The sequence below is a fragment of the Pseudomonas sp. H1_G08 genome, from assembly GCF_054681355.1.
Genome location: NZ_CP162822.1, coordinates 2,925,472 through 2,948,921 on the forward strand (window position 1 = coordinate 2,925,472; position 23,450 = coordinate 2,948,921).

The following is a 23,450-nucleotide window of genomic DNA, read 5'->3' on the forward strand; positions in this document are numbered from 1 at the left end:
ACAATGATCTTCACCCCGGAACACGAAGCCCTGCGCCGCACCGTCCGCCAGTTCGTCACGCACGAGATCAACCCGCACGTCGAAGAATGGGAAAAGGCCGGGCGCTTTCCCATTCACGAAATCTTCCGCAAGGCCGGTGAGCTGGGCCTGCTGGGCATTTCCAAGCCGGAAAAATTCGGCGGCATGGGCCTCGATTACAGCTATTCGATCGTCGCCGCCGAAGAGTTCGGCACCATTCATTGCGGCGGGATTCCGATGTCGATCGGCGTGCAGACCGACATGTGCACCCCGGCGCTGGCGCGCTTCGGCTCCGATGAACTGCGCGAAGAATTTTTGCGTCCGGCCATCACTGGCGAACAGGTCGGTTGCATCGGCGTTTCCGAAGTCGGCGCCGGCTCCGATGTCGCCGGGCTGAAAACCACGGCACGCAAGGACGGCGATGACTACGTGATCAACGGCAGCAAGATGTGGATCACCAACTCGCCGAGCGCCGATTTCATCTGCCTGCTGGCCAACACCTCGGACGACAAGCCGCACATCAACAAGTCGCTGATCATGGTGCCGATGAACACCCCGGGAATCAGCCTCAGTTCGCACCTGGACAAGCTCGGCATGCGCAGCTCGGAAACCGCGCAGGTGTTCTTCGACAACGTGCGCGTGCCCCAGCGCAACCGCATCGGCCATGAAGGCGCGGGGTTCATGATGCAGATGCTGCAGTTCCAGGAAGAACGTCTGTTCGGCGCGGCGAACATGATCAAGGGCCTGGAATATTGCATCGACAGCACCATCGAGTACTGCAAGGAGCGCAAGACCTTCGGCAACGCGCTGATCGATAACCAGGTGATCCACTTCCGCCTCGCCGAATTGCAGACCGAAATCGAATGCCTGCGCGCCCTGGTCTATCAGGCCACCGAGCAATACATCAAAGGCCAGGACGTCACGCGCCTGGCATCGATGGCCAAGCTCAAGGCCGGACGCCTCGGCCGTGAAGTCAGCGACAGCTGCCTGCAATATTGGGGCGGCATGGGCTTCATGTGGGACAACCCGGTGGCCCGCGCCTATCGCGATGTGCGCCTGGTCTCGATTGGCGGCGGCGCCGACGAAATCATGCTGGGGATCATCTGCAAACTGATGGGCATCCTGCCGGGGAAAAAGAAATGAGCAACCTGCCCGATTGCCAGGCGCTGTTGCTGGAGCTGCATGGTGGCGTGCTGCACATCACCCTCAACCGCCCGGACAGCCGCAACGCGATGAGCCTGCAAATGGTCGCCGAACTGCGCGCGGTGCTGGCGGCGGTGCACGATGACCGCACAGTGCGGGCCTTGGTGCTCAGCGGTGCCGGCGGGCATTTTTGTGCCGGCGGCGACATCAAGGACATGGCCAGCGCACGGTCGCAGGGCGCAGACGCTTACCGCGAGTTGAACCGGGCGTTCGGTGCGTTACTGGAGGAAGCCCAGCACACGCCGCAGGTGCTGATCACCGTGCTGCAAGGCGCCGTGCTCGGCGGCGGCTTCGGCCTGGCTTGCGTCAGCGATGTTGCGATTAGTGATCACAAGGCGCAGTTCGGTTTGCCGGAAACCAGCCTTGGCCTGATCCCGGCGCAAATCGCACCGTTTGTAGTGCAACGGATCGGTCTGACCGAAACCCGCCGACTGGCCCTGACCGCAGCGCGTTTCGATGGCCACGAGGCGCATCGTTTGGGGCTGGTGCATTTCGTTGAACAGGATGCGCAAGCGTTGGCCGAGCGACTGGATGAGGTGTTGCAACAGGTGCTGCGCTGCGCACCGGAAGCGAATGCGATGACGAAAAAATTGTTGCTGGCGAGTGCCGGACAGCCGTCGAGCGCATTGCTCGATGAGGCGGCGCAGTGGTTCAGCGCGGCGGTGACTGGAGACGAGGGAATCGAGGGGACCATGGCATTTATGCAGAAACGTAACCCTCGGTGGGTCAGCTAAAAGCTTCGCGAGCAGGCTCGCTCCCACAGGTCGAAATGCATTCCAAATGTGGGAGCGAGCCTGCTCGCGAAGAGGCCCGCACCTTCGCCGCCCAAAACTCAGGAGCCCCCGAGTTCGCAGTTGAAATGCGCTCCAAATGTGGGAGCGAGCCTGCTCGCGAAGAGGCCCGCACCTTCGCCGCCCAAAACTCAGGAGCGCCCGAATTCGCGGTTGAAATGCGTTCCAAATGTGGGAGCGAGCCTGCTCGCGAAGAGGCCATCCCATTCACCGCTATCATTTCAGGAACCCCACCATGCCTACCCTCCACAAAATCCTGATCGCCAACCGCGGTGAAATCGCCTGCCGCATCCAGCGCACGGCCCAGGCGCTGGGCTATCGCACCGTCGCCGTGTTCAGCGACGCCGACGCCGATGCGCTACACGTGCAAATGGCCGACCAAGCCGTACATATCGGCCCGGCGCCGGTGCAGCAGTCCTACCTCAACATTGCGGCGATCATCGACGCCGCCCGACGCAGCGGTGCCGATGCGATTCACCCGGGCTACGGTTTTCTCTCGGAAAACGCCGATTTCGCCCGCGCCTGCGCCGAAGCCGGGCTGATTTTCATCGGCCCCAGCGTCGAAGCGATCGAACTGATGGGCAGCAAACGCCTGTCGAAAATCGCCATGCTCGACGCCGGCGTGCCGTGCATTGCCGGCTATCAAGGCGCAGCGCAGGACGACGCGACGCTGCTGGCCGAAGCCGAGCGCATCGGTTATCCGCTGATGATCAAGGCCAGCGCCGGCGGCGGCGGACGCGGCATGCGCCTGGTGCACGAGGCCAGCGAACTGCCGGCGCAACTGCGCACCGCGCGGTCCGAAGCAATGAACGGTTTCGGCAGCGACGAGTTGATTCTCGAACAGGCATTGATCGAACCGCGCCACGTCGAAGTGCAATTGTTCGGCGACCAGCACGGCCATCTGGTCTATCTCGGCGAACGCGATTGCTCGATCCAGCGCCGCCATCAGAAAGTCATCGAAGAAGCGCCGTGCCCGGTGATGACCGCCGAGCTGCGCCAGGCCATGGGCGAAGCAGCACTCAAGGCCGGGCGCGCGGTGGATTACGTCGGCGCTGGCACCGTGGAGTTCCTGCTCGACGCGCGCGGCCAGTTCTACTTTCTGGAGATGAACACCCGTCTGCAGGTCGAGCATCCGGTGACGGAATTGATCACCGGGCTGGATCTGGTCGCGTGGCAGTTGCTGGTTGCCGAGGGCCAGCCGCTACCGCTGACGCAGGCACAGATCCGCCTCGACGGTCACGCCATGGAAGTGCGCCTCTTCGCTGAAGATCCCGCTGCGGATTTTCTCCCGCAAACCGGCCGAATTGCCGCATGGCAACCGGCGTCGGGCCACGGTGCACGGATCGATCATGGTCTGCTTGAAGGTCAGTCGGTGAGCCCGTTCTACGATCCGATGCTGGGCAAACTGATCGCCCACGGCGCCACCCGCGAAGAGGCGCGGCGCAAGCTGTTGCGTGCGGTGCAGGACACCGTGCTGCTCGGTGTGCAAAGCAATCAACGTTTGCTCGAGGGCCTGTTGCAACATCCGCAGTTCATCAGCGGCGATTTCAGCACCGCCTTCATCCAGCACCATTTTTCCAGCCATGCCAGCCTCAACACTTATGTGCCGACGACGGAGCAACTGGCGATTGCCGTGGTGTTGTTCTATCAGGCCAGCGCCCTGCCCCATCGCGCCCCGCTGAACGGCTGGCGCAACAACGCGAGCGTGCCGTTGCACTATCGACTCGGCAGTGACGAGCAGGACTGGACGCTGTCGGTGCTGGCGCGCAAATCCGGCGAATGTGTCGTGCAGCTGGGCGAACGCACGCTAGAGTTGAAAATCATCAAGCACACCGCGCAATCGGTAACCATGGAAATCGACGGCCTGCGCCAGCGTCATGCCTACCGTCTGCACGATGGGCACCTGTGGCTGTTCACCCATCCAGGCAGCCTGCGCCTGGAGGATCGAACTCATGCGCCGATCGACAGTCAGACCAGCGTCGCTTCCGGCACCCTCAAAGCACCGATGGACGGTGCCATTGTCGACGTGCTGGTCTGCGAAGGCAGTACCGTCAGCAAAGGTCAATTGCTGGTGGTGCTGGAGGCTATGAAAATGGAGCATCCGTTGAAGGCCGGCATCGATGGCGTGCTCAAACGGGTGCAAGTGAAGGTCGGCGATCAGGTAAAAAATCGTCAGGTTCTGTTGCAGGTCGAGTAGTCGCCCGGGCACAAGCGCGGGGTTTGACTACGCTCTGATAAATCAGAACGCGGAAATCAGGAACCCTGCGATGCCCCATTGGCTGGTCATAGATCTGGAAGCCACCACAGACGAGGGTGGCTGGCCGGTCACGGAGATGGAAATAATCGAGATCGGTGCGACCCTGGTCGACCGCGCCGGGCGCGAACAGGATCACTTCCAGCGCTTCGTCAAACCGACCCGCCGTCCATTGCTGACGCCATTCTGTCGGGAGCTGACGCACATCACTCAGGCCAACATCGATTCGGCGCAACCGCTGAGCGAAGTCTGGCCGGCCTTTGAGCGTTGGCTGGCACAGCATCAGGCTCGCCTTGAAGGCTGGGCCAGCTGGGGCGGTTACGATCGCCAGCAGTTGCTGCAGGAGTGGCAGCGCCTGAACATCGACAGCGGTCTGAGCAAAGTCCCGCACATGAACCTCAAACAGCGCTTCGCCAAGGCCCGGCGCCTGGAACGACCGCTGGGGCTCAACGCCGCGTTGCAGCTAGCGGGCATGCAGTTCAACGGCCAACAACATCGCGCGCTGGAAGATGCCCGCAATACCGCACGGTTATTGCCGCTGGTTCTGCCGCTCTAGACGCGTGACGGCGCGAAAAGCCTTGTGCATACTGGCCGCCCCCTTTTAAGCCCTTTTCGAGGAATCCGCCCATGTTTAAAGTCAACGAGTACTTCGACGGCACCGTCAAGTCGATCGCCTTTGGCACCGCTGAAGGTCCGGCGACCATTGGCGTCATGGCCCCGGGCGAATACGAATTCGGCACCAGCCAGCGCGAGATCATGCATGTGGTTTCCGGCGCGCTGAGCGTAAAACTGCCAGACAGCAGCGACTGGGAAACCTTCGCCGCCGGCAGCCAGTTCAACGTCCCGGCCAACAGCAAGTTTCAGCTGAAAGTCGAAGTGGATACCGCTTACCTGTGCGAATACCGCGGCTGATCCCGACGGTTTCACAGCGCAAAAAAATGCCCGCGTCCAAAAGACCGGGCATTTTTCGTTTCAGCGACAACCTATTCGAGGATTTCCACCGGCATGCCGACTTCCAGGCGGCCTTTGCCGTCGTTGACCAGATTCTGTCCGAACATCGCGCCATCGGCGGTTGAGCGATGTTTCTGTAACGTCGCGAACGGCTCGCGATCGGCGCTGCGCTCACCGGTTTGCGGGTCAACAGTGGTCATGATGCAACGCGCACATGGCTTGACCACGCGGAATTCGATATCGCCGATGCGAATGCGTTTCCATTGGTCCTCGGCGTAAGCCGCGCTGCCTTCGATCACCAGATTCGGACGGAAGCGCAGCATCTCCAGCTCTCGCCCTACCGTTTCCGAGAGGGCCAGCCGCGAGGCTTCGCCGATCAGCAGCAATGGATAACCGTCGGCGAACGCCACTTGATCGTCATCCTTGCCGAACCCCGACTGCGTGGTGCGTGCCCGCTCGAGCGGCATCTGCACCAGACGTGTCGGCTTGCCGAGGAAGTCGCTGACAAACCGCGCGGCTTGATCACCGGCGTCCGGCACACGCAGGGTGTCACGCCAGATCGTCACACCGCGCAGCTCGGCGTCGGCAGTGGGCAGCGCGACTTCGATAGATCCCTGCTCGGGAGCGCTGAGGGTCAAACCGCCGCCGGCATTCCATAACGCCGACAACTGACTCATCTTCGCTTCGGCACGCTGGGTCAGAAAGCGCCCGCTGGCCTCGTCCACCAGCATCCAGCGTCGGTCGCCCACCAGCCCGAGCTTGTCCAGCTCGATGCTTTGCAGGATTTCGCCCTTGCCGGATTTCAACGGGTAACGATAAAGCGCGCTCAGACGCAGCATGGCCAGCTTCCTGATGGAAAAACGCCACCCTATACGAGCTTCAATACCGAATCAAAGCCGTCATTAATGTAAATACACTTCTGTGGGAGCGAGCCTGCTCGCGAAGAGGCCGGCACATTCACCATCAATGTGTCCGACCCTGCGCTTTCGCGAGCAGGCTCGCTCCCACAGGAAGCAAGATGTGCGTGTTTCAGGCCGGCACGGCGTCGAGCATCAGACGCTGGCGCACCACATCAACCAATTTGTCCGGCTGGAATTTGGAAAGGAAGTTGTCGCAACCGACCTTCTTCACCATCGAGTCGTTGAAACTGCCGGACAGCGAGGTGTGCAGCACGACGTACAGGCCACGCAGGCGAGGGTCGTTGCGGATCTCCGTGGTCAGGCGATAGCCGTCCATTTCCGGCATTTCCGCATCGGTGAAGATCATCAGCAGTTTATCGGTCATATGCACGCCGGTATCGGCCCAGGCCTTGAGCATGTTCAAGGCTTTCAGACCGTCGCTGGCAATGTGCATTTTCACCCCGAGCTGGCCGAGGGTATCGCGCAATTGCGAAAGCGCTACGTTGGAATCGTCCACCAGCAAGACTTCGCGGCCACGGGCGCGCTCGAGTACCGGATCGTCGAGTTTCTCGCGCGAGACCTTGGCGTTGTACGGGACGATTTCAGCGAGGACTTTCTCGACGTCGATGATCTCCACCAGTTGATCGTCGACCTTGCTGATCGCGGTCAGATAATGCTGGCGGCCGGCACTGGTCGGCGGCGGCAGAATGGCTTCCCAGTTCATGTTGACGATGCGGTCGACACCGCCGACGAGGAAGGCCTGCACCGAACGGTTGTATTCGGTGACGATGATCGTGCTGTTCGGGCCCGGCACCAGTGGGCGCATACCGATTGCCTGGGACAGGTCGATCACCGGCAATGTCTGCCCACGCAGATTGACCACGCCGCAGACGAAGGGATGACGCTGCGGCATCAGGGTCAGCTTGGGCAGTTGCAAAACTTCCTGAACCTTGAACACGTTGATCGCGAACAGCTGGCGTCCGGCCAGGCGAAACATGAGGATTTCCAGGCGATTCTCACCCACCAGTTGCGTGCGTTGGTCTACCGTGTCGAGAATGCCGGCCATCAATGACTCCTGGGCTTGTTCTGATGAATTCACTATGGGGGTTTATCGGCTGCATTCAGCTAATCTTGATTGCTGTAAAGCACGTCGCTAAAAATGCCACAAACGGCCATTGATGTCACACTGACATCATGCTTTACTGGCATTCGTGATTTCATCTGCTAGATTCATTGCGGCGCGACCTCGGTTTGCACGTTAGGTTCCCGCGCCTAAGGGATTCCCCTAGGATCAATCAGGCCCAACCTGATATTCGCCATTTCCAATAGCCATTACTGTGACGCCATTCTCATTGCATGAACGGAGTCAGGCTATTGTGTGCGATCGCAATTCAGTGGCAACCCACCCTCTGGAACCCCTCGGTCCGTGCACCTGCACCGCCGGGCGCGATCTGCCGACGATTCACGATCGTCGCCACACACGGCCATCCGTCAACCAACACGACGTGGTGGAGATGAACATGCCAATCGACCGTAAAGACTGGGCGCAACGCTTCCCCGAATTTCTGGTCGAGGCTGAAACGCTTCTCGCCAAGTCCGAAGAATGCCTGAGCCATCTGCAACTGATCAGCAATGACAAGGATGCCATCGACTGCATGCTCGGCACTCTGCTGAAGCTGGCCGGCCGGGCCGAAGCACTGGCGCTGGAAGCGATCTCCGAGTTTTCCCTGCACATCTACAGCCTGCTCAATTTGCAGCAGGACCACGTCGATCTGCACGAGCAGGCCCTCGATGCGTTACGCGACTGCCTGACCTTGATGGCGTGGCAGCTTGAGCTGGTCGATCCCAAGACCGGGCAACTGACCCTGGATAAAAGCGAACAGACTGATCTGCTCGAGGCCTTCGCGGCACAAATGGGCCAAACCTCGTTCGAGCCCAAGAGGGTGAGCAAACGTTTGCTCTCTTCATCCTTTACCGCGCGCCAGGCTTGAGTCAGTAAGTCGCGATATTGTCGTAAATGAATACTTCGTGCCTGAAAGCGACAATCCGGGGCAAATAATCAGCCCGACCAACGGTTAATTTTCAGGTGCCGCCATCAGGGTTTTCCCTGTGCCCACCGAGCGACACTTCCAGGCAAATCGAAGTGGCCCAAATACAACAACTCCAGCTTTTTCCAATATGGAACTTGCGTCCACGATCCGATATTTCCTGACTGAATAGACATATATAGCAACCGCGACCAACGGTATGTTAAGTGGTATTATGCCGCCGGTTAGTTGCCTGCCGGTTAATGGCATACTGACTTCAGTGTTACCTTTTCGATGTTATTGCCGGTCAATGATCGCTTAATGAATGCGGTATGAATCAATAACATAAATGACAGTATTTCCACACAGAGATCCGCCAGTCACCGGTCGGTCTGCCCGCAGCGAACATCCATTGGCTCCATCCGTTATGTACGCCAGTCTCAAGTCACTCATTACATGGCCACCTTCTCGGGAAAACGCCCGGCGCTTCACACTTGTTCTGTGTGTTCTGGCGACCTTGGGCAGTCTGCTGGCGTATGTTGTTTCCGCACGCCTTCCTTTGGGATTGCTGGCGCTCGACATCGCCGCCACCGCGTGCGTCTGGGTGCAATATCGCTTGTCGCGCAAATCGATCAAGTTTCAACCACAAGAGCTGGCTGATCGACTGTTGCAAGTTCAGGAAAACGAGCGCCATCGCCTCAGCCGGGAATTGCACGACGATATCGGCCAGTTGCTCACTGCCGCCAAGCTGCAAAGTGACTGGCTCAAACGCCGCCTGCCGGAGGATCTGCAGGAACAATGCAAGGTGCTCTGCGACACACTGGATGAAACCCTTACCAAGGTGCGTGACGTCTCGGCGATTCTCAATCCACGTCAATTGACCAGTCTGGGCCTTGAAGCGAGCCTGCGTGCGCACTTGCTCAAGACGCTGGCCAACACACCGGTCAACTGGAGTCTCGATTGCCAGCAACGGCTCAACGGCATCCCCGAGGAAATGGCCGTCGCCGCGTTTCGCATCGCCCAGGAAGCGGTGACCAACATCCTGCGCCACGCACAGGCAAAAAACCTGTTGATTCGGGTACAGCGATTGCCGCAAGGTCTGACGCTGTTGATCAGTGATGACGGCCTGGGTTTTGCCCCGGCGGCCGACCCGGCCAGAGAAGGTCAACGCGGCATGGCCGGAATGGCCGAGCGCATCGAACAGTTGGGGGGCACATTGAGCGTTAGCAGCGAGCCGGGCAAAGGCACTCGAATCGAAGCACTTTTCCCGTGGGCGCCGCGAGCGCTCGAACGGGCCAGTACGAATAAGGTTATGCGTTGACTTGTAACTTACTTCTGGTGGATGACCACTCGCTGATCAGAGCCGGCGTGCGTGCTCTGGTTCTGGATATTCCCGGTTACGCGGTAATCGGCGAAGCCAGTGATGGTTCGCAATTGCTCGAAATGGTCGAGCAACTGAGCCCCGACATCGTATTGCTGGACATCTCGATGAGGGAAACCGGTGGCCTGGAAGCGCTGCAACGCCTCAAGCGCGTTCGGCCGCAGAGCAAAGTGCTGATTCTGTCGATGCACACCGATCCGGCGCTGATCATGCAAGCGCTGGAGTCCGGTGCCCATGGCTACCTGCTCAAGGACACCACGGCCACCGAGCTCGAGCACGCGCTGGAAGCCCTGCGCAACAACGAACGCTATCTCAGCCCGGCCATCGCTCACACCGTGATCAATCAGGCACTGACCCGCAACCAGAAAAGCCAGCCGGACATCGCCGATTCGCACAATCTGACCGCGCGCCAGCTGGAAATCCTTCGCCTGATCGTGCGCGGCAAATCGACCCGGGAAATCGCCAACGGCCTGGGCTTGAGCGTCAAGACCGTGGAAACCCACCGCGCACAGATCATGAAGCGCCTGCAGATCTATGACGTGGCGGGCCTGGTGCTGTTCGCCGTGCGCGAGCAGATCATCAGCCTTGATGACTGATTGACGGTTGTTGGCCCAATAACGGCGAGTCTTTCGGCAAGTGCACCTGCAACGCTGCGGGTTTCGCAACAAAACGCAGACTGTCGCCTTCCAGCGGCTCGCCGTCGAGATTGATGCTCAGCCCTTCGGCGACCTTGATCTCGACCCACGGCAATCGCGCCCGCACGAACATGTTGTCGAGGCCGAAGCCCTCGCTCAGCAGATTCTTCAGCGTGCCGACCAGTTCTTGCGGTGCCGGCAGGATACTGATGTCCAGCAAACCATCATCGACCTGTGCCTCGGGGCACAGCACATGGCCGCCACCCGCCTGCCGCCCGTTACCGATGCCCAGCGCCAGCAGCTCACCCTGCCAATGGAAATCCGGGCCTTGCAACTCGCCGTAAGCGGCATGCAGTTCGCTGAACCGGGTCAGGCCGGTAAACAGATACGCGGCGCCGCCCAAGACCTTCTTCAGATCTTCCGAAGTATTGGCGGTCACCTGGCTGCCGAATCCGCCGGTCGCCATGTTCAGGAAAATCTGCCCGCCCACTTCGCCCAGATCGATATCCGAGGGCTGAACATCCAGTAGCTCAAGGGCTTCGGCAGGCTCCAGGGAAATACCGGCGGCGCGGGAGAAATCGTTGGCGGTTCCCAGCGGCAGCAACACAAGACTGGCTTTTTGCGGATGCTGAGCCAGCGCCTCAGCAATATCGCGCAACGTGCCATCACCGCCACCGGCGATGATTTTGCTGTAGCCGGCCGCCAACGCTTCCTCGACCAGACGCTGGGCGTCGCCGGCCTCCCAGGTCACTCGCACAGCCAGCTCCCAGCCTTGCTCACGCTTGGCTTCGACGGCAGCGCGGACATCCTCGTTGAGTGCCTGTTTGCCATGCAAGATCAGCAGTGCCCGGCGTTCACTCATAACGTCACTCCAAGAATTGAAATCGATTGAAACATCTTGACCACTGTGCGCCTTAAAAAAGCCACCGAGCTGGCAATTAATTCTTCGTCCAACTGCTGGCGTCCTACACAGCGGTATTTTTTCTTACGAAACAAGAGGAATCGGCTTAATTGACCCCGTCCGACCATTGGGTCACCGTGTGCCAGCAGCATCAACCTTCAACCCAATAACACAAGGATGTGCCGGTAATGAACGGATACCCCCCGATTTATTTCCATGAATCGAGCAATGGCAAAACCAGCAAGCGTGCAGTTGATACGATCGGCGAGAACTTCCATGCACAACCATGAAACCAAGGCACCGGTGAGCCCGGTCGCCGCTCTCGCCGAAAGTCGTGCCAGCAAGAAACCAGACTTCTGTAACAGCGCCAAGACCCCTGGAGAGTTTGATATGGAACCCCGAGTCAGCGAGCTGGAGACTCACTTCAAATACATGCGCCGCGATATGGACGAAGTGCTCAATGATGTCCGGACGATCAAACACCGCCTGGCGTATTCGGCGGGTGCCACCGCTGTCATCCTCGGACTGCTGGGCTGGGTGGCCAACAGCCGATTCGACCAGTTGGTGACATTGATCAGCAACTGACCGAATCATTCGTTGCACGCGCCGTGCGTATCAGCCGACGCGTGCATGGGCGAGATGCTCTACCCCAGAAGGTCACTGAGGGGAATGAAGCTCACTGCATCACCCTCGCTCAGCGTGCGGCCTTCTCGGACTTCCACCAATCCGTCGGCCCACGCCGCGCTACGCAGCACACCCGAACTCTGGTTGCGGTAAAGGATCGCCCGCCCCTGCTCCAAGCGCCCGCGCAGATATTCACGACGGTTGCCGGCCACCGGCCAGACAAAGCCTGCTGGCACTGCAAACTTGAGCGGCTCGACATCTTGCACACCCAGGCGTCGCAACAGATAAGGCCGCGTCAGCAAGGCGAACGTCACCAGCGTAGAGGCGGGATTGCCGGGCAGGCCAATCACCGGCACGTTGCGGAAATGACCGAACGTCAACGGTTTTCCAGGCTTGATGGCCAGCTTCCACAAGGCCAGTTCGCCTTCCTCTCGCAAGGCAATGCCGAGAAAATCCGCTTCACCGACCGAGACACCGCCAGTAGACAGAATCAGATCGACATTTTGCAGCTCGCCCAGCCGCGCCCGCGTCGCGGGTAGATCGTCCGGAAGAATTCCGCCATCGATGACTTCGCAGCCCAGACGCTGCAGCCAGCTGCACAGAAGTACGCGATTGCTGTTGTAGATCTGGCCCGGCCCCAATGCCTGACCGGGTTCAACCAGTTCGTCCCCAGTGGACAGAACCGCCACCCGCGGCTTGCGCACGACGTTAACCCCGGCACAGCCAAGCGAAGCAGCCAGGCCCTGCTCAATCGGTCCGAGCCGGGTGCCAGCTTGCAGCACCAATTCACCGACCGTGGTTTCCTGGCCCTGCGGACGAATGTTCTGCCCGGCCTTCAAAGGCTCAAGAAAGCGCACTCGGCCGTCGGCCTGAACTTCGGCGTTTTCCTGCATCTCGACACAGTCAGCGCCCGCCGGTAACGGCGCCCCGGTAAAGATGCGTGCGCAGGTACCTGGTTCCAACGACTGCGGAGATTGCCCGGCAAACACCTTTTGACTGACCGGCAGCGGCTCGCCCTGCCAATCAGCCAGGTTCAAGGCGTAGCCGTCCATGGCGCTGTTCGGCCACGGCGGCAGATCCAGCGTCGAGATCAGATCTTCAGCCAGCACCCGCCCTTCGACTTGAGACAGCGGCAAGTATTCGCGCTCGACAATGCGCGACGCATCGGCCATGGCCAGCAAACGCTCGAGCGCCGTTTCGACAGGCAGCAGACTGCCGGTCTTGCCCGGCTTACCCACGGGATTCACACGGCGCCGCCTGCTTCAGGTGGGTGACAAAGTTGCACGGACGATGACGGGCGTCCAGTTGCTCAGCGAGAATGCCGTCCCAGCCGGTGCGCACTGCATTGGTCGAACCCGGCAGGCAGCACACCAGCGTGCCGTTGGCCAGACCAGCCAAGGCCCGGGACTGCACGGTCGAAGTGCCGATATCGGCCACGGAGATCTGGCGGAACAGTTCGCCGAATCCGTCGACCTGTTTGTCGAGCAGGCATGCCACCGCTTCCGGTGTGCTGTCACGCCCGGTAAAGCCAGTGCCGCCGGTGATCAGCACAACCTGGACCACATCGTCGGCAATCCAATTGGCGACTTGCGCGCGAATTTTGTAGAGATCATCTTTAAGCAAAACACGCTCGGCCAGCGCGTGACCGGCCGCGATCAAGCGATCGACGAAGACCTGGCCGGAGGTATCGGTTTCCAGGGTTCGGGTGTCGCTGACAGTCAGCACCGCAATATTGAGCGGCACGAAAGGTACATCAGCCTTGGCTTTCATAGGCTCTTCCAGTTGTAGGGGAAACAGCCCGGTGTTATATCACAGCGGCTCATTTTTCCGCCGCCCCTCTGGAGAGTCGTCATGCCCTCGAACAAGCCGTTGCCACCCTGCTCCGTCCTGCTTCTGGCCGGTGGACGCGGTCAACGCATGGGCGGTCAGGACAAGGGCCTCATCGAGTGGCTGGGCGAGCCGTTGATCGCGCATCTCCAGCGCAAGGTACGGCCGCTGACCGACGATCTGATCATCTCGTGCAACCGCAATCGCGAGCGTTATGCCGGGTTTGCCGATCAGTTGGTAATGGATGATGAAGGCGATTTCCCCGGGCCGCTGGCCGGTATTCGTGCTGGACTGAAAGCGGCGCGCCATGCGCATTTGCTGGTGTTGCCATGCGATGTGCCGCGAATCGACACGGCGTTGCTGGAAGCCATGCTGACCACTGCCGATCTGCAACGTGAAAAACCTTTAATGCTGCGCCACGGCGAGCACTGGGAACCGCTGTTGTGCGTGATTCCGGTGGCGCTGTTGCCAGCGTTCGAAGCAGCCTGGAATGCAGGCGAGCGCAGCCCGGGCAGGGTGATGCGCAGTCTCGGCGCCGTCGCATTGCAATGCCCTGACAACGACCCGCGACTGGCCAACCTCAACACCCCCGAATTGTTACATCTGCACAACACTGTGTCAGACTGACACTATCCAAGGAACTCTCACGCCTTGTTTACGTCTCAAGCTCAGTAACCAGAAGATTTCCCATTCGGAGACACACTCATGACTCAACGGACCCTCGCCACTTTCATGCTCGCACTGGGCCTGGCAACCCTCGCCGGTTGCTCCTCGCCGACAGTGATCACCTTGAATGACGGTCGCGAAATCCAGGCCGTCGACACCCCGAAATACGATGATGATTCGGGCTTCTACGAGTTCCAGCAGCTGGACGGCAAAGAGACCCGCATCAACAAGGATCAGGTTCGTACCGTTAAAGAGCTGTAAGGCTCCGCGTCGTTACCGGATACAGAAAAGCCCGCATTGTCATGCGGGCTTTTTCATGGGCGCTCGGAAAGCAGTTTCAGCATTACCACTGCAAGGTGATTCGACTCTCGAACTCCCGCAATTCCCCGGTCACCGGGTCAATGAAGCGCAGGCCTTGCGCAAGCAGCTTCAACGGGTTGGCGTAGTCGTCCTCGACATCTTTCAACACCGTCGGATAAAACGGGTCGTTGCAAATACTCGCTCCCAGCGCCGTCATGTGCACCCGCAACTGATGCTTCTTGCCCGTCACGGGATACAGGCCATAGCGCCACAGATCACCATTTTTCTCACGCACCTCCACTGCCGTTTCGGTGTTGCTGGCGCCAGGCCCTTCTTGCATGCGGAAGAACGGCTCGCCATCGACCAACCGGCTCTTGTGCACCAACGGGAAATTCAGCTCGGGCAACGCCGGGGCGATCGCTTCATAGCGCTTGTCGATCTGCCGCGTCGGGAACAACGACTGATAGGCCGAGCGGGTTTGCGGGTTGGCCGAGAAGATCACCAGACCTGCCGTGTGCCGGTCGATGCGGTGCAGCGGCACCAGATGCGGATTGTCCAGCCGACGGATCAGCCGGCGCAGCAGGGTTTGTTCGACATATTCTCCGGCCGGGGTGACTGGCAGAAAGTGGGGTTTGTCGGCCGCCACCAAGTGTTCATCGGCATAGAGAATCGACTCGAGCACCGGGATCGGCTTCTCGTCCGGCACTTCGCGAAAGTAGTGAATGCGCAAACCTTCCTTGTACGGCAAGTCCAGCGCAATCGGCTGGCCCTGCGCATCCAGCACCCGCCCGCGAGCAATCCGGTCAAGCCATTGTTCGCGGCCGATAGCGCTGAAGTGCTCGCACAGGCAATCGAGTACCGTCAGCCAGGGACCGGGCGGCAAATACAAGGTGCTGGCCTGATTGTGCGCAGCGGAAAATACGGGGCTGGTCATACGAAACAGAAATCCTCAATGCAGGCCGGCATTATCCAACAGTGAGGCAAAGCCACCTAGCGCAGTTTCATCAGGCCGGAATCGACTTGAGGGCCGCCGCTTCGGTGAACTCCTTCAGCCAGCGCAACACATCGACCGCCTCCCAGCGACCCGGATCGTACAAGGCATACAGCAGGCCCTGATAACCGACCACATCCAGTTGCTTGTGATACCCGGCGCGTTGAAACAGGGCTTCGATTTCGGCAAAGCAGGTGTTGAAATGCAGCTTGTTGAACGGCGTCTTGCCTTCCGTGACCAGCCCGTCCAGGCGCAATTCGAGGACGGCCTCGCGCACCACGTCGACCGACATCCGGTTAACGCTGCTCTTCAACTGTTCGACATTGACCACGGTTCATCCCTCTGACTCGATTGCTGTATGGACATACAGTAACCGAAGAAGTCAGCGAGCGCCAACGCAAGGATGTATCGCTGCGACCAGCGGAAGAACGGTAGTAAACCCCATCATCGTAAAAACGCCGCGATTTCATCGCCACTGAACGGCCAATCCAGCTCCGCGCCAGTGTCAACGCGCCGCAGTACCGGGATGCGCAAGCTGTATTTTTCGAACCACGATTCGTCTTCGGCAATGTCCACCAGTTCAACCAGCAGACCATGCTCGACGAAGGGCATCAGCTCGGCTTCGGCAACTTCACACAGATGACACCCGAGGGTGCCGAACAGCTGACATTCTGGAGACATGACGGCATTACCGGAAAACAAGTGAGCCCATTCTAGGACGCCACTAAACCCTCGTCGACCCAGTGCCGCTCAAAGGACCCAGCGCTCCCGGCGCAAAATCCTGACGCAAATCATTCAGCGCAAATTGCAAATGCGTCATCCTCGCGGACTTTTTGCCTCTACGCTTCAGAGGCCAACGCCCTGACAGCGGAGTGTCCCGTGTTTGCAAATCTGTTGATCATCCTCGCCTCATCCCTGGTGGTGATTGCCCTGTTCCGGCGCCTGCGACTGCCGCCGGTACTGGGTTACCTGTGCGTGGGATTACTGGTCGGGCCGAACGCATTCGACTGGGTCAACGAGAGCGAACATCTGCCGGATGTCGCCGAGCTGGGCGTGGTGTTTCTGCTGTTTTCGCTAGGCCTGGAGTTCTCCCTGTCGAAGATGATTGCGCTGCGCCAGGTGGTGTTTCGCCTCGGCAGTCAGCAAGTGCTGATCAGCGCAGCGCTGCTCGGCACCCTGTTGATGGGCCTGGGCATGCCGCTGATGCCGGCGCTGTTGCTCGGTGCCGGATTATCGCTGTCATCCACGGCGATCGTGACCAAGGAGCTGGGCAGTCTTGGTGAAGTGTTCAGCAGCCACGGCCAGAACGCGGTCGGCGTGTTGCTGTTTCAGGACGTTGTCGCGGTATTGCTGCTGACACTGGTTCCGGTCTTCGCCGGCACCAGCGAGCAGGCCTGGTATTGGGCCTTGCCGTTGACCCTGGGCAAAACCTTGGTGCTGTTCTTCGGCCTGCTGCTCGCCAGTCGCTGGTTATTGCCACGGCTGTTTCATGAGGTGGCGGCCTCGCGTTCGGCGGAGCTGTTCGTTCTTCTGGCGCTGGTGATCGTGCTGCTGACCGCCTGGCTCACGCACTTGCTGGGGCTGTCGCCTGCACTCGGCGCTTTCCTTGCCGGCATGTTGCTAGGGGAAAGCCATTACCGGCACCAGATCGAAGCTGACATCCGGCCCTTTCGCGACATCCTGCTCGGCGTGTTCTTCGTCAGCATCGGCATGCTGATCGACCTGCAATTGTTCGTCAGTCACAGCCTGTTGATCATCGGCCTGACGCTCGGCCTGATGCTGATCAAAGGCATCGTGGTCGCGCTGCTGGTGAAGTGGCGCGGCAGCGACAGCGAAACCGCATGGCGCAGCGGCCTCGCCCTGGCCCAGGGTGGCGAATTCTGTTTTGCCTTGATGGCGCAGATGCAGCAGAACAGCCTGTTGCCGGCCGAGCCGGGTGCACTGCTGCTTGCGGCGACGTTCTGTTCGATGCTGCTCACGCCACTGCTGTTGCGTGCGGCGCCGCGCATTGCCGCCGTGCTGCACCGCAAGCCCAATCAGGAAGCGCAGATCGAACAGATCAGCGCGCTCAACGCCGACCTCGACCAGCACGTGGTGATCTGCGGCTACGGTCGCGTCGGCCAATCCATCGGCCGCTTCATGGGCAATGCGGGGCAAGCCTATGTTGCGCTGGACAACGATCCGGTGCGGGTGCAGGAAGCCGCATCCGCGGAAAGCGACGTGCATTACGGCGACTCGTCGCGTGGCGATCTGCTTACTGCGGTTGGCCTGTTGCGCGCCAGGCTGCTGGTGATTGCCGTGGATCAAAGTGACGTGGCGTTGCGCATTCTGCGCGAAGCCCGGCGACTCAACCGACAGGTGCCGATTCTGGTACGCACCCGTGACGACAGCCAATCGGCGGAACTCAGAGCCGCCGGCGCCACTGAGGTGGTGCCGGAGCTTCTGGAGTCGAGCCTGATGCTCGCTTCACACGCGCTGATCATGCTTGGCCTGCCCGCGCACAAAGTGCAGGAGAAGGTCGATCAAGTGCGTATCGATCGCTATCGCCTGCTCCACGGTTTCTATCCCGGAGCCAATGATGAGGAAATCTAGTCCTGACTCACCGCGCCGATCTTGTGCAGCGACAGGTCGGCGCCGTAATACTCTTGTTCCTGACTCAGGCGCAGCCCATGCAATGCCTTGATCGCGCCGTAGACGACGAAGCCGCCGACCAGCGCTACCGCGACGCCAAGCGCAGTGCCGATCAACTGGCTGATCAGGCTGACGCCGCCCAGGCCACCCAGCGCAGACTGACCGAAGATGCCGCAGGCAATCCCGCCCCACACGCCACACAAACCATGCAACGGCCAGACACCCAAGACATCATCGATGCGCCATTTGACTTGCGCAGCGGTAAAGCACCAGACAAACAAGGCTCCGGCGATCGCGCCCGTTACCAGCGCACCGACCGGATGCATCAGGTCGGAGCCGGCGCAAATCGCCACCAATCCCGCCAACGGACCGTTATGCAGAAAGCCCGGGTCATTGCGCCCAACGATCAACGCCGCGACGGTGCCACCGACCATGGCCATCAGCGAGTTGACCGCGACCAGGCCACTGACGCCTTGCAGCGTCTGCGCGCTCATCACGTTGAAGCCGAACCAGCCGACAATCAGGATCCACGAGCCCAGTGCGAGAAACGGAATGCTCGACGGCGCGAACGCGACAAGGCGCCCATCGCGATAGCGACCATTGCGCGGGCCGAGCAGCAGAACAGCGGCCAACGCCAGCCAACCGCCCACGGCATGCACCACCACCGAGCCGGCGAAATCATGGAATGCCGCGCCAAACTGCGCCGCTAGCCAGCCTTGCAAACCGAAGTTGCCGTTCCAGATCAGCCCTTCGAAGAACGGATAGATAAACGCCACGATCAGCGCCGTCGCGCACAACTGCGGGACAAACCGCGCGCGTTCGGCAATGCCGCCGGAAATGATCGCCGGGATCGCGGCAGCGAAGGTCAGCAGAAAGAAAAACTTCACCAGTCCATAGCCATGGTCAGCCGTGAGCACCGCCGCCGGTTGCATGAAGGTGACGCCATAGGAGATCCAATAGCCTATAAAGAAATAGGCCAGGGTCGAGACGGCGAAATCGCTGAGGATTTTCGCCAGCGCGTTGACCTGGTTCTTCTGCCGGACCGTGCCGACCTCCAGAAAGGCGAAACCGGCGTGCATCGCCAGTACCATCACCGCACCGATCAGAATGAACAACGTGTTGGAGCTGTGAACCAGCGTGTCCACAGCGCTTTGCAGATTTTCCATGAGGAGGCAGACCCAAGGCTAAAAGGCACCAAAGCGGTTCATGTGTGCATTTCATGCACCAAATTACGACTCATCAAATATCCAACGGCAGGGTTGATGAACTGATTTGGCGCATATATCGATGTCTGATCACGAACCGCGAGCAAATGAATTAGAGTTTTCTGCTCGGACGCCCGGCAACAGCGCACATATACCGAGCGACGCACCACGACACAGCAAAAGTTGTACCAGGCATTTGCACTGAACCTTCGCGCAAGGCTCATACTCGAACGCTTCAAAGCCACCTACGGAGATCCACCCATGGCCAGCATCAAGGCAAAGACTGCTCAAGAAATCCTGATGAACGACTTCCAGACTCTGGTTGCCGACACCGAACGCCTGCTTGAGCACACCAAGACCCTCGCGGGTGATCAGGCCGATGAGCTGCGTGCCCAGATTCATGACAGCCTGCTGCGTGCCCGGGAAACCCTGAAGGTGACCGAAGACACGCTGCGTGAGCGCGGTCAGGCGGCCGTAACCGCTACTGAAGACTATGTGTCGGCCAACCCATGGCAGTCGGTGGGCATCGCTGCCGGCGTCGGCTTTCTGATCGGCCTGCTGGCAACTCGGCGCTGATCATGTCGATCGGTGAATCCGGCCCGACTGCGGGCACCGCCTCCTCCACGCGTCGCCTCGGCGCTGCCGTTCTGGGCCTGCTGCACAGTCATGTCGAACTGTTCGGCATCGAACTGCAGGAGCAGAAATCACGCACTGTCAGCCTGCTGCTGTTCGCCGGCCTGGCGCTGGTTTTTGCCCTGCTGTTGCTGGTAGGTCTGTCGACGCTGGTGATGATCATCTTCTGGGACACCTACCGCCTGGCGGCGATCATCGGCCTGTGCGTGTTTTACACGCTGGCGTCGATCTTCTGCGGTCTGCGCCTCAAAGCGGCGATTTTCGATGAGTCCTCGCCTTTCCACGGCACGCTCGAAGAGCTGGCCAACGACCGGGAGCGCCTGCTGCCATGAGCCTGCCTGAACTTCCGCACAACAGCTCGCGCCGGGAAATGCGCAAGGCGCTGATCCGCCTGCGCATGGAAATGCACCGTCAGGAGATCCGCCACGAAACCGCGCAAGTGCTGCAACCGTTGCAGCGCATGCGTGGCATGAAGCAGAACGTGCAGGATGGTTTCGGCATCAAGCATGCGCCGTTGTGGGGCGTGGCGGCGGTGACGCTGCTGGGCTTCCTCACCGGTAAAGGCTCGAAACGCAGCAGTGGTGGCGGCTTGACGCGACTGCTGCGTCTGGGCACGACGCTTGGGCCGCTGATCAGACTGGTCATGCACAGCTCAGGCAAACGCTGAATCGCCCTTTTGGCTACATTCTTGCAGTAGCGCCGGGATGAATCTCCTTATCGGGAGATTCCATCCCGCGTGCCTATCCGGCAAGCGCGGCCAAACCAAAAACAAGATTAAGGACTTGCCGTGATCGACGGGCAACCGCTCGCCTGTTTTCAGCCTTTCATCGATACCGCCACCGGCCGCATTGCAGGCGTCGAAGCATTGGGTCGCCTGCGTCAGAGCGATGGTCAACTGACCTCGGTAGGACCGTTGTTCGCCGATCCGCGCACGCCGGCCACTGCCTTGCGCCGTCTCGACCGGCAAATCCGTGATCACGCCCTCAGCCGCCTGCATGAAGCGCCGGCCGAGTGGTTTCTCAGCCTGAACATGTCGCCACGCTGGATCAGCCGCCTGCGCGCCGATCAAGCGCTGCCAAGTCTCAAACAACTGGCGCGACACGAGGTTGATCCGCAGCGCATCGTATTTGAAATCACCGAACTGGGTGGTAACAGCGAACGCCTGGCCCACGTGGTCGGGCGCTACCGTGACGCAGGGGCGAGAATCGCCATTGATGATTTCGGCGCAGGCTATTCGCAGCTGGATCGGGTCCTGGCCCTGCAACCGGACATTCTCAAGCTCGATATGCGCCTGTTTCAGGCTGCAGCCCTCGGCGGACCGAGCAGCGATGTGGTCAAGGCTCTCGCCCAGATGGCCGAGAAAACCGGCTGCTGGATCATCGCCGAAGGCGTCGAAACCGAAGCGCAGCTGAATTTCGCGCTGGAGTGCGGCTCGCGCTATGTGCAGGGATTTCTCTTCGCCCGAGCACAAGAAGAATTCTTCGCTACCGATGCCTTCGTCGCGCATTTCGCGCAATTGCGGCAACGCTACGTGAAGCAGAAACTCAGCGAGCGCGGGCGGCTGATGCAAATGCGTCAGCAGCTCAGCGAGCTGATGGCGATTCTGCAGCAATGGGCGCAGGCCCGCGCCCCGCTCAGTGCATTGCCGCAATTGCAGGCGTTTCCCTGGCTGCTGCGCTTTTATCAGTGCGACCGCCACGGCACGCAACTGACCCCCAACCTGGAATGGCGCCATGACGGCTGGTTTGCCGATGATCGCTATCTGGGGCACAACTGGTCGTGGCGACCGTACTTCTATCATCTGCTGGCCGAAGGCTGGGAAGAACGCCGCCTGACCCTGTCCAACACCTATCGCGACGCCACCAGCAACCAGTATTGCCTGACTGCGGGGCAGTTTTTCGATAACGGTGAACGCTTGCTGTTGATCGATATCGACGCAGCAGGCCTGTAGTTCCGCTTGCAGGCGCGCAGCCGAACCGGGAAGCTAGGGCGATCAGTCACCAGACGGAGAGATTCAGCCTTGGATTGGCCAACCCTGCTCAACCGCGAACGCCTCGGCAAGCCGCTGCACAGCCCGCAAGAACTCGGCCGCAGCCCTTTTCACAAAGACCATGACCGCATCATTTTCTCCGGGGCCTTCCGCCGCCTCGGGCGCAAGACCCAAGTGCATCCGGTCACCAGCAACGATCACATTCACACGCGCCTGACCCATTCGCTGGAAGTCAGTTGTGTCGGCCGTTCGCTGGGCATGCGTGTCGGTGAAACCTTGCGCAGCGCGCTGCCAGACTGGTGCGACCCGGCCGACCTCGGCATGGTCGTGCAGTCGGCCTGCCTGGCCCATGACATCGGCAATCCGCCATTCGGCCATTCCGGCGAAGACGCGATTCGCCACTGGTTTCAACAAGCCGCCGGACGTGGCTGGCTGGACGGCATGAGCGAGGCCGAGCGTGGTGATTTCCTCAATTTCGAAGGCAATGCTCAAGGCTTTCGCGTGCTGACGCAGCTGGAATATCACCAGTTCGATGGCGGCACGCGCCTGACTTACGCGACGCTGGGCACCTATCTGAAGTACCCGTGGACCGCGCGCCACGCCGACTCCCTCGGCTACAAGAAACACAAATTCGGCTGCTACCAAAGCGAACTGCCGCTGCTCGAACAGATCGCGCACAAACTCGGTCTCCCGCAAATCGAAGACCAGCGCTGGGCACGCCATCCATTGGTGTACTTGATGGAGGCTGCCGATGACATCTGCTATGCGCTGATCGATCTCGAAGACGGTCTGGAAATGGAGCTGCTCGAATACGCCGAAGTCGAGTCACTGCTGCTCGGTCTGGTCGGCGACGATTTGCCGGAAACCTATCGCCAACTCGGCCCGCAGGATTCCCGGCGGCGCAAACTGGCGATCCTGCGCGGCAAGGCCATCGAGCACCTGACCAACGCGGCAGCGCGAGCATTTGTCGAACAGCAGGATGCCCTGCTCGCCGGCACACTGCACGGCGATCTGGTCGAACACATGCACGGGCCGGCAAAGCGCTGCGTGTTGAACGCCAAGGACATCGCGCGCAAGAAGATCTTCCAGGACAAGCGCAAGACGCTGCATGAGATCGGCGCGTATACCACGCTGGAGATTCTGCTCAATTCGTTCTGCGGTGCCGCGCTGGAGCAGCACAACGGCCGCACGCCGTCGTTCAAGAGCCGGCGTATTCTCGATTTGCTCGGCAACAATGCGCCGGACCCTCAAGGTTCGCTGCACCGTTCGTTTCTGCGCATGATCGATTTCATCGCCGGCATGACCGACAGTTACGCCAGTGACATGGCACTGGAAATGACCGGCCGCTCAAGTCATTGATCGTCCCGCATCAGCCGGCCATTGGTCTGGCCGGCTGATGCCCGGTGAGTTTTCGCCACGAACGTTATACGCGTTCTTTAAACTGGTCAGACTGGATCGCGCTGACCCAGGCAACCAAACAAAACGAACCGCACTTGTTAAACACAACTTTAAACACCAGTAAA

At 60.1% G+C, this 23,450-nt stretch carries 26 protein-coding genes; 17 read left to right on the top strand and 9 right to left on the bottom strand.

All coding sequences use genetic code 11. From position 1 onward, the window contains the following. Positions 1 to 3 precede the first annotated feature (3 nt). The 5 genes from atuD (at position 4) to ppnP (ending at position 5,178) form a co-directional block, all read left to right on the top strand. Entirely contained in the window at positions 4 to 1,161 is a 1,158-nt protein-coding gene (gene atuD, locus AB4N85_RS13215; RefSeq protein WP_056788533.1) for a citronellyl-CoA dehydrogenase, read from the top strand. After that, entirely contained in the window at positions 1,158 to 1,955 is a 798-nt protein-coding gene (locus AB4N85_RS13220; RefSeq protein ID WP_460068302.1) for an enoyl-CoA hydratase/isomerase family protein, read from the top strand. Before atuD ends, AB4N85_RS13220 begins: the two co-directional genes overlap by 4 nt. A 292-nt stretch (positions 1,956 to 2,247) precedes the next feature. Next, positions 2,248 to 4,209: an acetyl/propionyl/methylcrotonyl-CoA carboxylase subunit alpha gene (locus tag AB4N85_RS13225; protein WP_236168513.1), complete on the top strand. Its 1,962-nt coding sequence runs from the start codon at positions 2,248 to 2,250 to the stop codon at positions 4,207 to 4,209. 70 nt (positions 4,210 to 4,279) lie between these two features. After that, positions 4,280 to 4,822 (top strand): 3'-5' exonuclease, encoded by a 543-nt coding sequence (locus AB4N85_RS13230; protein ID WP_236168512.1) that lies wholly within the window; start codon positions 4,280 to 4,282, stop codon positions 4,820 to 4,822. Positions 4,823 to 4,893: 71 nt separating this feature from the next. Beyond that, the gene (gene ppnP, locus AB4N85_RS13235) at positions 4,894 to 5,178 is read left to right on the top strand and encodes a pyrimidine/purine nucleoside phosphorylase (RefSeq protein ID WP_024013687.1); all 285 of its coding nucleotides are present in this window, start codon (positions 4,894 to 4,896) and stop codon (positions 5,176 to 5,178) included. A 71-nt stretch (positions 5,179 to 5,249) separates the two neighbouring features. Here ppnP and AB4N85_RS13240 read toward each other — a convergent pair whose 3' ends face one another. Both AB4N85_RS13240 and AB4N85_RS13245 read right to left on the bottom strand, forming a co-directional pair. Beyond that, positions 5,250 to 6,056 carry an MOSC domain-containing protein gene (locus AB4N85_RS13240; protein ID WP_252868031.1) on the bottom strand — a complete coding sequence of 269 codons (807 nt, stop codon included), beginning with the start codon at positions 6,054 to 6,056 and terminating at the stop codon, positions 5,250 to 5,252. A gap of 190 nt (positions 6,057 to 6,246) precedes the next feature. Next, positions 6,247 to 7,182 carry a chemotaxis protein CheV gene (locus AB4N85_RS13245; RefSeq protein WP_016770829.1) on the bottom strand — a complete coding sequence of 312 codons (936 nt, stop codon included), beginning with the start codon at positions 7,180 to 7,182 and terminating at the stop codon, positions 6,247 to 6,249. Positions 7,183 to 7,636: 454 nt separating this feature from the next. On the opposite strand from AB4N85_RS13245, the gene AB4N85_RS13250 reads away from it, so the two are divergent. The 3 genes from AB4N85_RS13250 to AB4N85_RS13260 all read left to right on the top strand — a co-directional run bounded on the left by AB4N85_RS13250 (position 7,637) and on the right by AB4N85_RS13260 (position 10,120). After that, positions 7,637 to 8,107, top strand: coding sequence for a hypothetical protein (locus AB4N85_RS13250; RefSeq protein WP_095182263.1), 471 nt, complete (start codon positions 7,637 to 7,639; stop codon positions 8,105 to 8,107). Between the two features lie 463 nt (positions 8,108 to 8,570). After that, on the top strand, positions 8,571 to 9,464 hold the full coding sequence (locus tag AB4N85_RS13255; RefSeq protein ID WP_252869562.1) for a sensor histidine kinase: 894 nt from the start codon (positions 8,571 to 8,573) through the stop codon (positions 9,462 to 9,464). Next, positions 9,461 to 10,120, top strand: coding sequence for a response regulator (locus AB4N85_RS13260; RefSeq protein WP_041478445.1), 660 nt, complete (start codon positions 9,461 to 9,463; stop codon positions 10,118 to 10,120). Before AB4N85_RS13255 ends, AB4N85_RS13260 begins: the two co-directional genes overlap by 4 nt. Here AB4N85_RS13260 and yegS read toward each other — a convergent pair. After that, on the bottom strand, positions 10,104 to 11,021 hold the full coding sequence (yegS, locus tag AB4N85_RS13265; RefSeq protein ID WP_217851645.1) for a lipid kinase YegS: 918 nt from the start codon (positions 11,019 to 11,021) through the stop codon (positions 10,104 to 10,106). The genes AB4N85_RS13260 and yegS overlap by 17 nt on opposite strands. A 315-nt stretch (positions 11,022 to 11,336) precedes the next feature. Here yegS and AB4N85_RS13270 point away from each other — a divergent pair, with 315 nt between their 5' ends. Beyond that, entirely contained in the window at positions 11,337 to 11,645 is a 309-nt protein-coding gene (locus AB4N85_RS13270) for a hypothetical protein (RefSeq protein ID WP_172834003.1), read from the top strand. A gap of 59 nt (positions 11,646 to 11,704) precedes the next feature. Here the strand turns inward: AB4N85_RS13270 and AB4N85_RS13275 are convergent, their stop codons facing one another. Then, on the bottom strand, positions 11,705 to 12,931 hold the full coding sequence (locus tag AB4N85_RS13275; protein WP_252868032.1) for a molybdopterin molybdotransferase MoeA: 1,227 nt from the start codon (positions 12,929 to 12,931) through the stop codon (positions 11,705 to 11,707). Next, the gene (moaB, locus tag AB4N85_RS13280; protein WP_016770598.1) at positions 12,915 to 13,454 is read right to left on the bottom strand and encodes a molybdenum cofactor biosynthesis protein B; all 540 of its coding nucleotides are present in this window, start codon (positions 13,452 to 13,454) and stop codon (positions 12,915 to 12,917) included. The genes AB4N85_RS13275 and moaB overlap by 17 nt, the downstream gene beginning before the upstream one ends. An 81-nt stretch (positions 13,455 to 13,535) precedes the next feature. Here moaB and mobA point away from each other — a divergent pair, with 81 nt between their 5' ends. Both mobA and AB4N85_RS13290 read left to right on the top strand, forming a co-directional pair. Continuing rightward, complete coding sequence (mobA, locus tag AB4N85_RS13285; protein ID WP_056788518.1) at positions 13,536 to 14,138, top strand: molybdenum cofactor guanylyltransferase MobA; 603 nt, start codon at positions 13,536 to 13,538, stop codon at positions 14,136 to 14,138. Positions 14,139 to 14,216: 78 nt separating this feature from the next. Beyond that, entirely contained in the window at positions 14,217 to 14,438 is a 222-nt protein-coding gene (locus tag AB4N85_RS13290) for a YgdI/YgdR family lipoprotein (protein WP_016770600.1), read from the top strand. A gap of 82 nt (positions 14,439 to 14,520) precedes the next feature. Here AB4N85_RS13290 and AB4N85_RS13295 read toward each other — a convergent pair whose 3' ends face one another. From AB4N85_RS13295 to AB4N85_RS13305, 3 genes are all read right to left on the bottom strand, one after another. Beyond that, positions 14,521 to 15,411 carry a pseudouridine synthase gene (locus AB4N85_RS13295; RefSeq protein ID WP_095182188.1) on the bottom strand — a complete coding sequence of 297 codons (891 nt, stop codon included), beginning with the start codon at positions 15,409 to 15,411 and terminating at the stop codon, positions 14,521 to 14,523. A gap of 70 nt (positions 15,412 to 15,481) precedes the next feature. Next, positions 15,482 to 15,799 (bottom strand): hypothetical protein, encoded by a 318-nt coding sequence (locus AB4N85_RS13300; protein ID WP_016770837.1) that lies wholly within the window; start codon positions 15,797 to 15,799, stop codon positions 15,482 to 15,484. A 113-nt stretch (positions 15,800 to 15,912) separates the two neighbouring features. Continuing rightward, positions 15,913 to 16,149 carry a glutaredoxin family protein gene (locus AB4N85_RS13305; protein ID WP_095182189.1) on the bottom strand — a complete coding sequence of 79 codons (237 nt, stop codon included), beginning with the start codon at positions 16,147 to 16,149 and terminating at the stop codon, positions 15,913 to 15,915. A gap of 198 nt (positions 16,150 to 16,347) precedes the next feature. Here AB4N85_RS13305 and AB4N85_RS13310 point away from each other — a divergent pair, with 198 nt between their 5' ends. Continuing rightward, positions 16,348 to 18,060, top strand: coding sequence for a cation:proton antiporter (locus tag AB4N85_RS13310; RefSeq protein ID WP_252868033.1), 1,713 nt, complete (start codon positions 16,348 to 16,350; stop codon positions 18,058 to 18,060). On the opposite strand, the gene AB4N85_RS13315 is transcribed toward AB4N85_RS13310, so the two are convergent. Beyond that, entirely contained in the window at positions 18,057 to 19,265 is a 1,209-nt protein-coding gene (locus AB4N85_RS13315; RefSeq protein ID WP_041478438.1) for an ammonium transporter, read from the bottom strand. The genes AB4N85_RS13310 and AB4N85_RS13315 overlap by 4 nt on opposite strands. A gap of 300 nt (positions 19,266 to 19,565) precedes the next feature. On the opposite strand from AB4N85_RS13315, the gene AB4N85_RS13320 reads away from it, so the two are divergent. From AB4N85_RS13320 to AB4N85_RS13340, 5 genes are all read left to right on the top strand, one after another. Then, positions 19,566 to 19,880, top strand: a complete 315-nt coding sequence (locus AB4N85_RS13320; RefSeq protein WP_016770842.1) for an ElaB/YgaM/YqjD family protein — start codon at positions 19,566 to 19,568, stop codon at positions 19,878 to 19,880. Positions 19,881 to 19,882: 2 nt separating this feature from the next. Then, positions 19,883 to 20,269: a phage holin family protein gene (locus AB4N85_RS13325; RefSeq protein WP_008079909.1), complete on the top strand. Its 387-nt coding sequence runs from the start codon at positions 19,883 to 19,885 to the stop codon at positions 20,267 to 20,269. Then, positions 20,266 to 20,604 carry a hypothetical protein gene (locus tag AB4N85_RS13330; protein WP_016770844.1) on the top strand — a complete coding sequence of 113 codons (339 nt, stop codon included), beginning with the start codon at positions 20,266 to 20,268 and terminating at the stop codon, positions 20,602 to 20,604. The genes AB4N85_RS13325 and AB4N85_RS13330 overlap by 4 nt, the downstream gene beginning before the upstream one ends. Before the next feature lie 120 nt (positions 20,605 to 20,724). Further along, a complete protein-coding gene (locus AB4N85_RS13335; RefSeq protein WP_041478435.1) occupies positions 20,725 to 21,888 on the top strand; it encodes an EAL domain-containing protein in 1,164 nt (387 codons plus the stop codon). Positions 21,889 to 21,957: 69 nt separating this feature from the next. Further along, positions 21,958 to 23,286: a deoxyguanosinetriphosphate triphosphohydrolase gene (locus tag AB4N85_RS13340; protein WP_252868034.1), complete on the top strand. Its 1,329-nt coding sequence runs from the start codon at positions 21,958 to 21,960 to the stop codon at positions 23,284 to 23,286. Positions 23,287 to 23,450: the final 164 nt, after the last annotated feature.

What these genes read in the sequence shown, in the direction of transcription:
- atuD (WP_056788533.1), top strand. Translation starts at nt 4, where the DNA reads ATGATCTTCACCCCGGAACACGAAGCCCTGCGCCGCACCGTCCGCCAG.
- AB4N85_RS13220 (WP_460068302.1), top strand. Translation starts at nt 1,158, where the DNA reads ATGAGCAACCTGCCCGATTGCCAGGCGCTGTTGCTGGAGCTGCATGGT.
- AB4N85_RS13225 (WP_236168513.1), top strand. Translation starts at nt 2,248, where the DNA reads ATGCCTACCCTCCACAAAATCCTGATCGCCAACCGCGGTGAAATCGCC.
- AB4N85_RS13230 (WP_236168512.1), top strand. Translation starts at nt 4,280, where the DNA reads ATGCCCCATTGGCTGGTCATAGATCTGGAAGCCACCACAGACGAGGGT.
- ppnP (WP_024013687.1), top strand. Translation starts at nt 4,894, where the DNA reads ATGTTTAAAGTCAACGAGTACTTCGACGGCACCGTCAAGTCGATCGCC.
- AB4N85_RS13240 (WP_252868031.1), bottom strand. Translation starts at nt 6,056, where the DNA reads ATGCTGCGTCTGAGCGCGCTTTATCGTTACCCGTTGAAATCCGGCAAG.
- AB4N85_RS13245 (WP_016770829.1), bottom strand. Translation starts at nt 7,182, where the DNA reads ATGGCCGGCATTCTCGACACGGTAGACCAACGCACGCAACTGGTGGGT.
- AB4N85_RS13250 (WP_095182263.1), top strand. Translation starts at nt 7,637, where the DNA reads ATGCCAATCGACCGTAAAGACTGGGCGCAACGCTTCCCCGAATTTCTG.
- AB4N85_RS13255 (WP_252869562.1), top strand. Translation starts at nt 8,571, where the DNA reads ATGTACGCCAGTCTCAAGTCACTCATTACATGGCCACCTTCTCGGGAA.
- yegS (WP_217851645.1), bottom strand. Translation starts at nt 11,021, where the DNA reads ATGAGTGAACGCCGGGCACTGCTGATCTTGCATGGCAAACAGGCACTC.
- AB4N85_RS13270 (WP_172834003.1), top strand. Translation starts at nt 11,337, where the DNA reads ATGCACAACCATGAAACCAAGGCACCGGTGAGCCCGGTCGCCGCTCTC.
- moaB (WP_016770598.1), bottom strand. Translation starts at nt 13,454, where the DNA reads ATGAAAGCCAAGGCTGATGTACCTTTCGTGCCGCTCAATATTGCGGTG.
- mobA (WP_056788518.1), top strand. Translation starts at nt 13,536, where the DNA reads ATGCCCTCGAACAAGCCGTTGCCACCCTGCTCCGTCCTGCTTCTGGCC.
- AB4N85_RS13290 (WP_016770600.1), top strand. Translation starts at nt 14,217, where the DNA reads ATGACTCAACGGACCCTCGCCACTTTCATGCTCGCACTGGGCCTGGCA.
- AB4N85_RS13295 (WP_095182188.1), bottom strand. Translation starts at nt 15,411, where the DNA reads ATGACCAGCCCCGTATTTTCCGCTGCGCACAATCAGGCCAGCACCTTG.
- AB4N85_RS13305 (WP_095182189.1), bottom strand. Translation starts at nt 16,149, where the DNA reads ATGTCTCCAGAATGTCAGCTGTTCGGCACCCTCGGGTGTCATCTGTGT.
- AB4N85_RS13315 (WP_041478438.1), bottom strand. Translation starts at nt 19,265, where the DNA reads ATGGAAAATCTGCAAAGCGCTGTGGACACGCTGGTTCACAGCTCCAAC.
- AB4N85_RS13320 (WP_016770842.1), top strand. Translation starts at nt 19,566, where the DNA reads ATGGCCAGCATCAAGGCAAAGACTGCTCAAGAAATCCTGATGAACGAC.
- AB4N85_RS13325 (WP_008079909.1), top strand. Translation starts at nt 19,883, where the DNA reads ATGTCGATCGGTGAATCCGGCCCGACTGCGGGCACCGCCTCCTCCACG.
- AB4N85_RS13330 (WP_016770844.1), top strand. Translation starts at nt 20,266, where the DNA reads ATGAGCCTGCCTGAACTTCCGCACAACAGCTCGCGCCGGGAAATGCGC.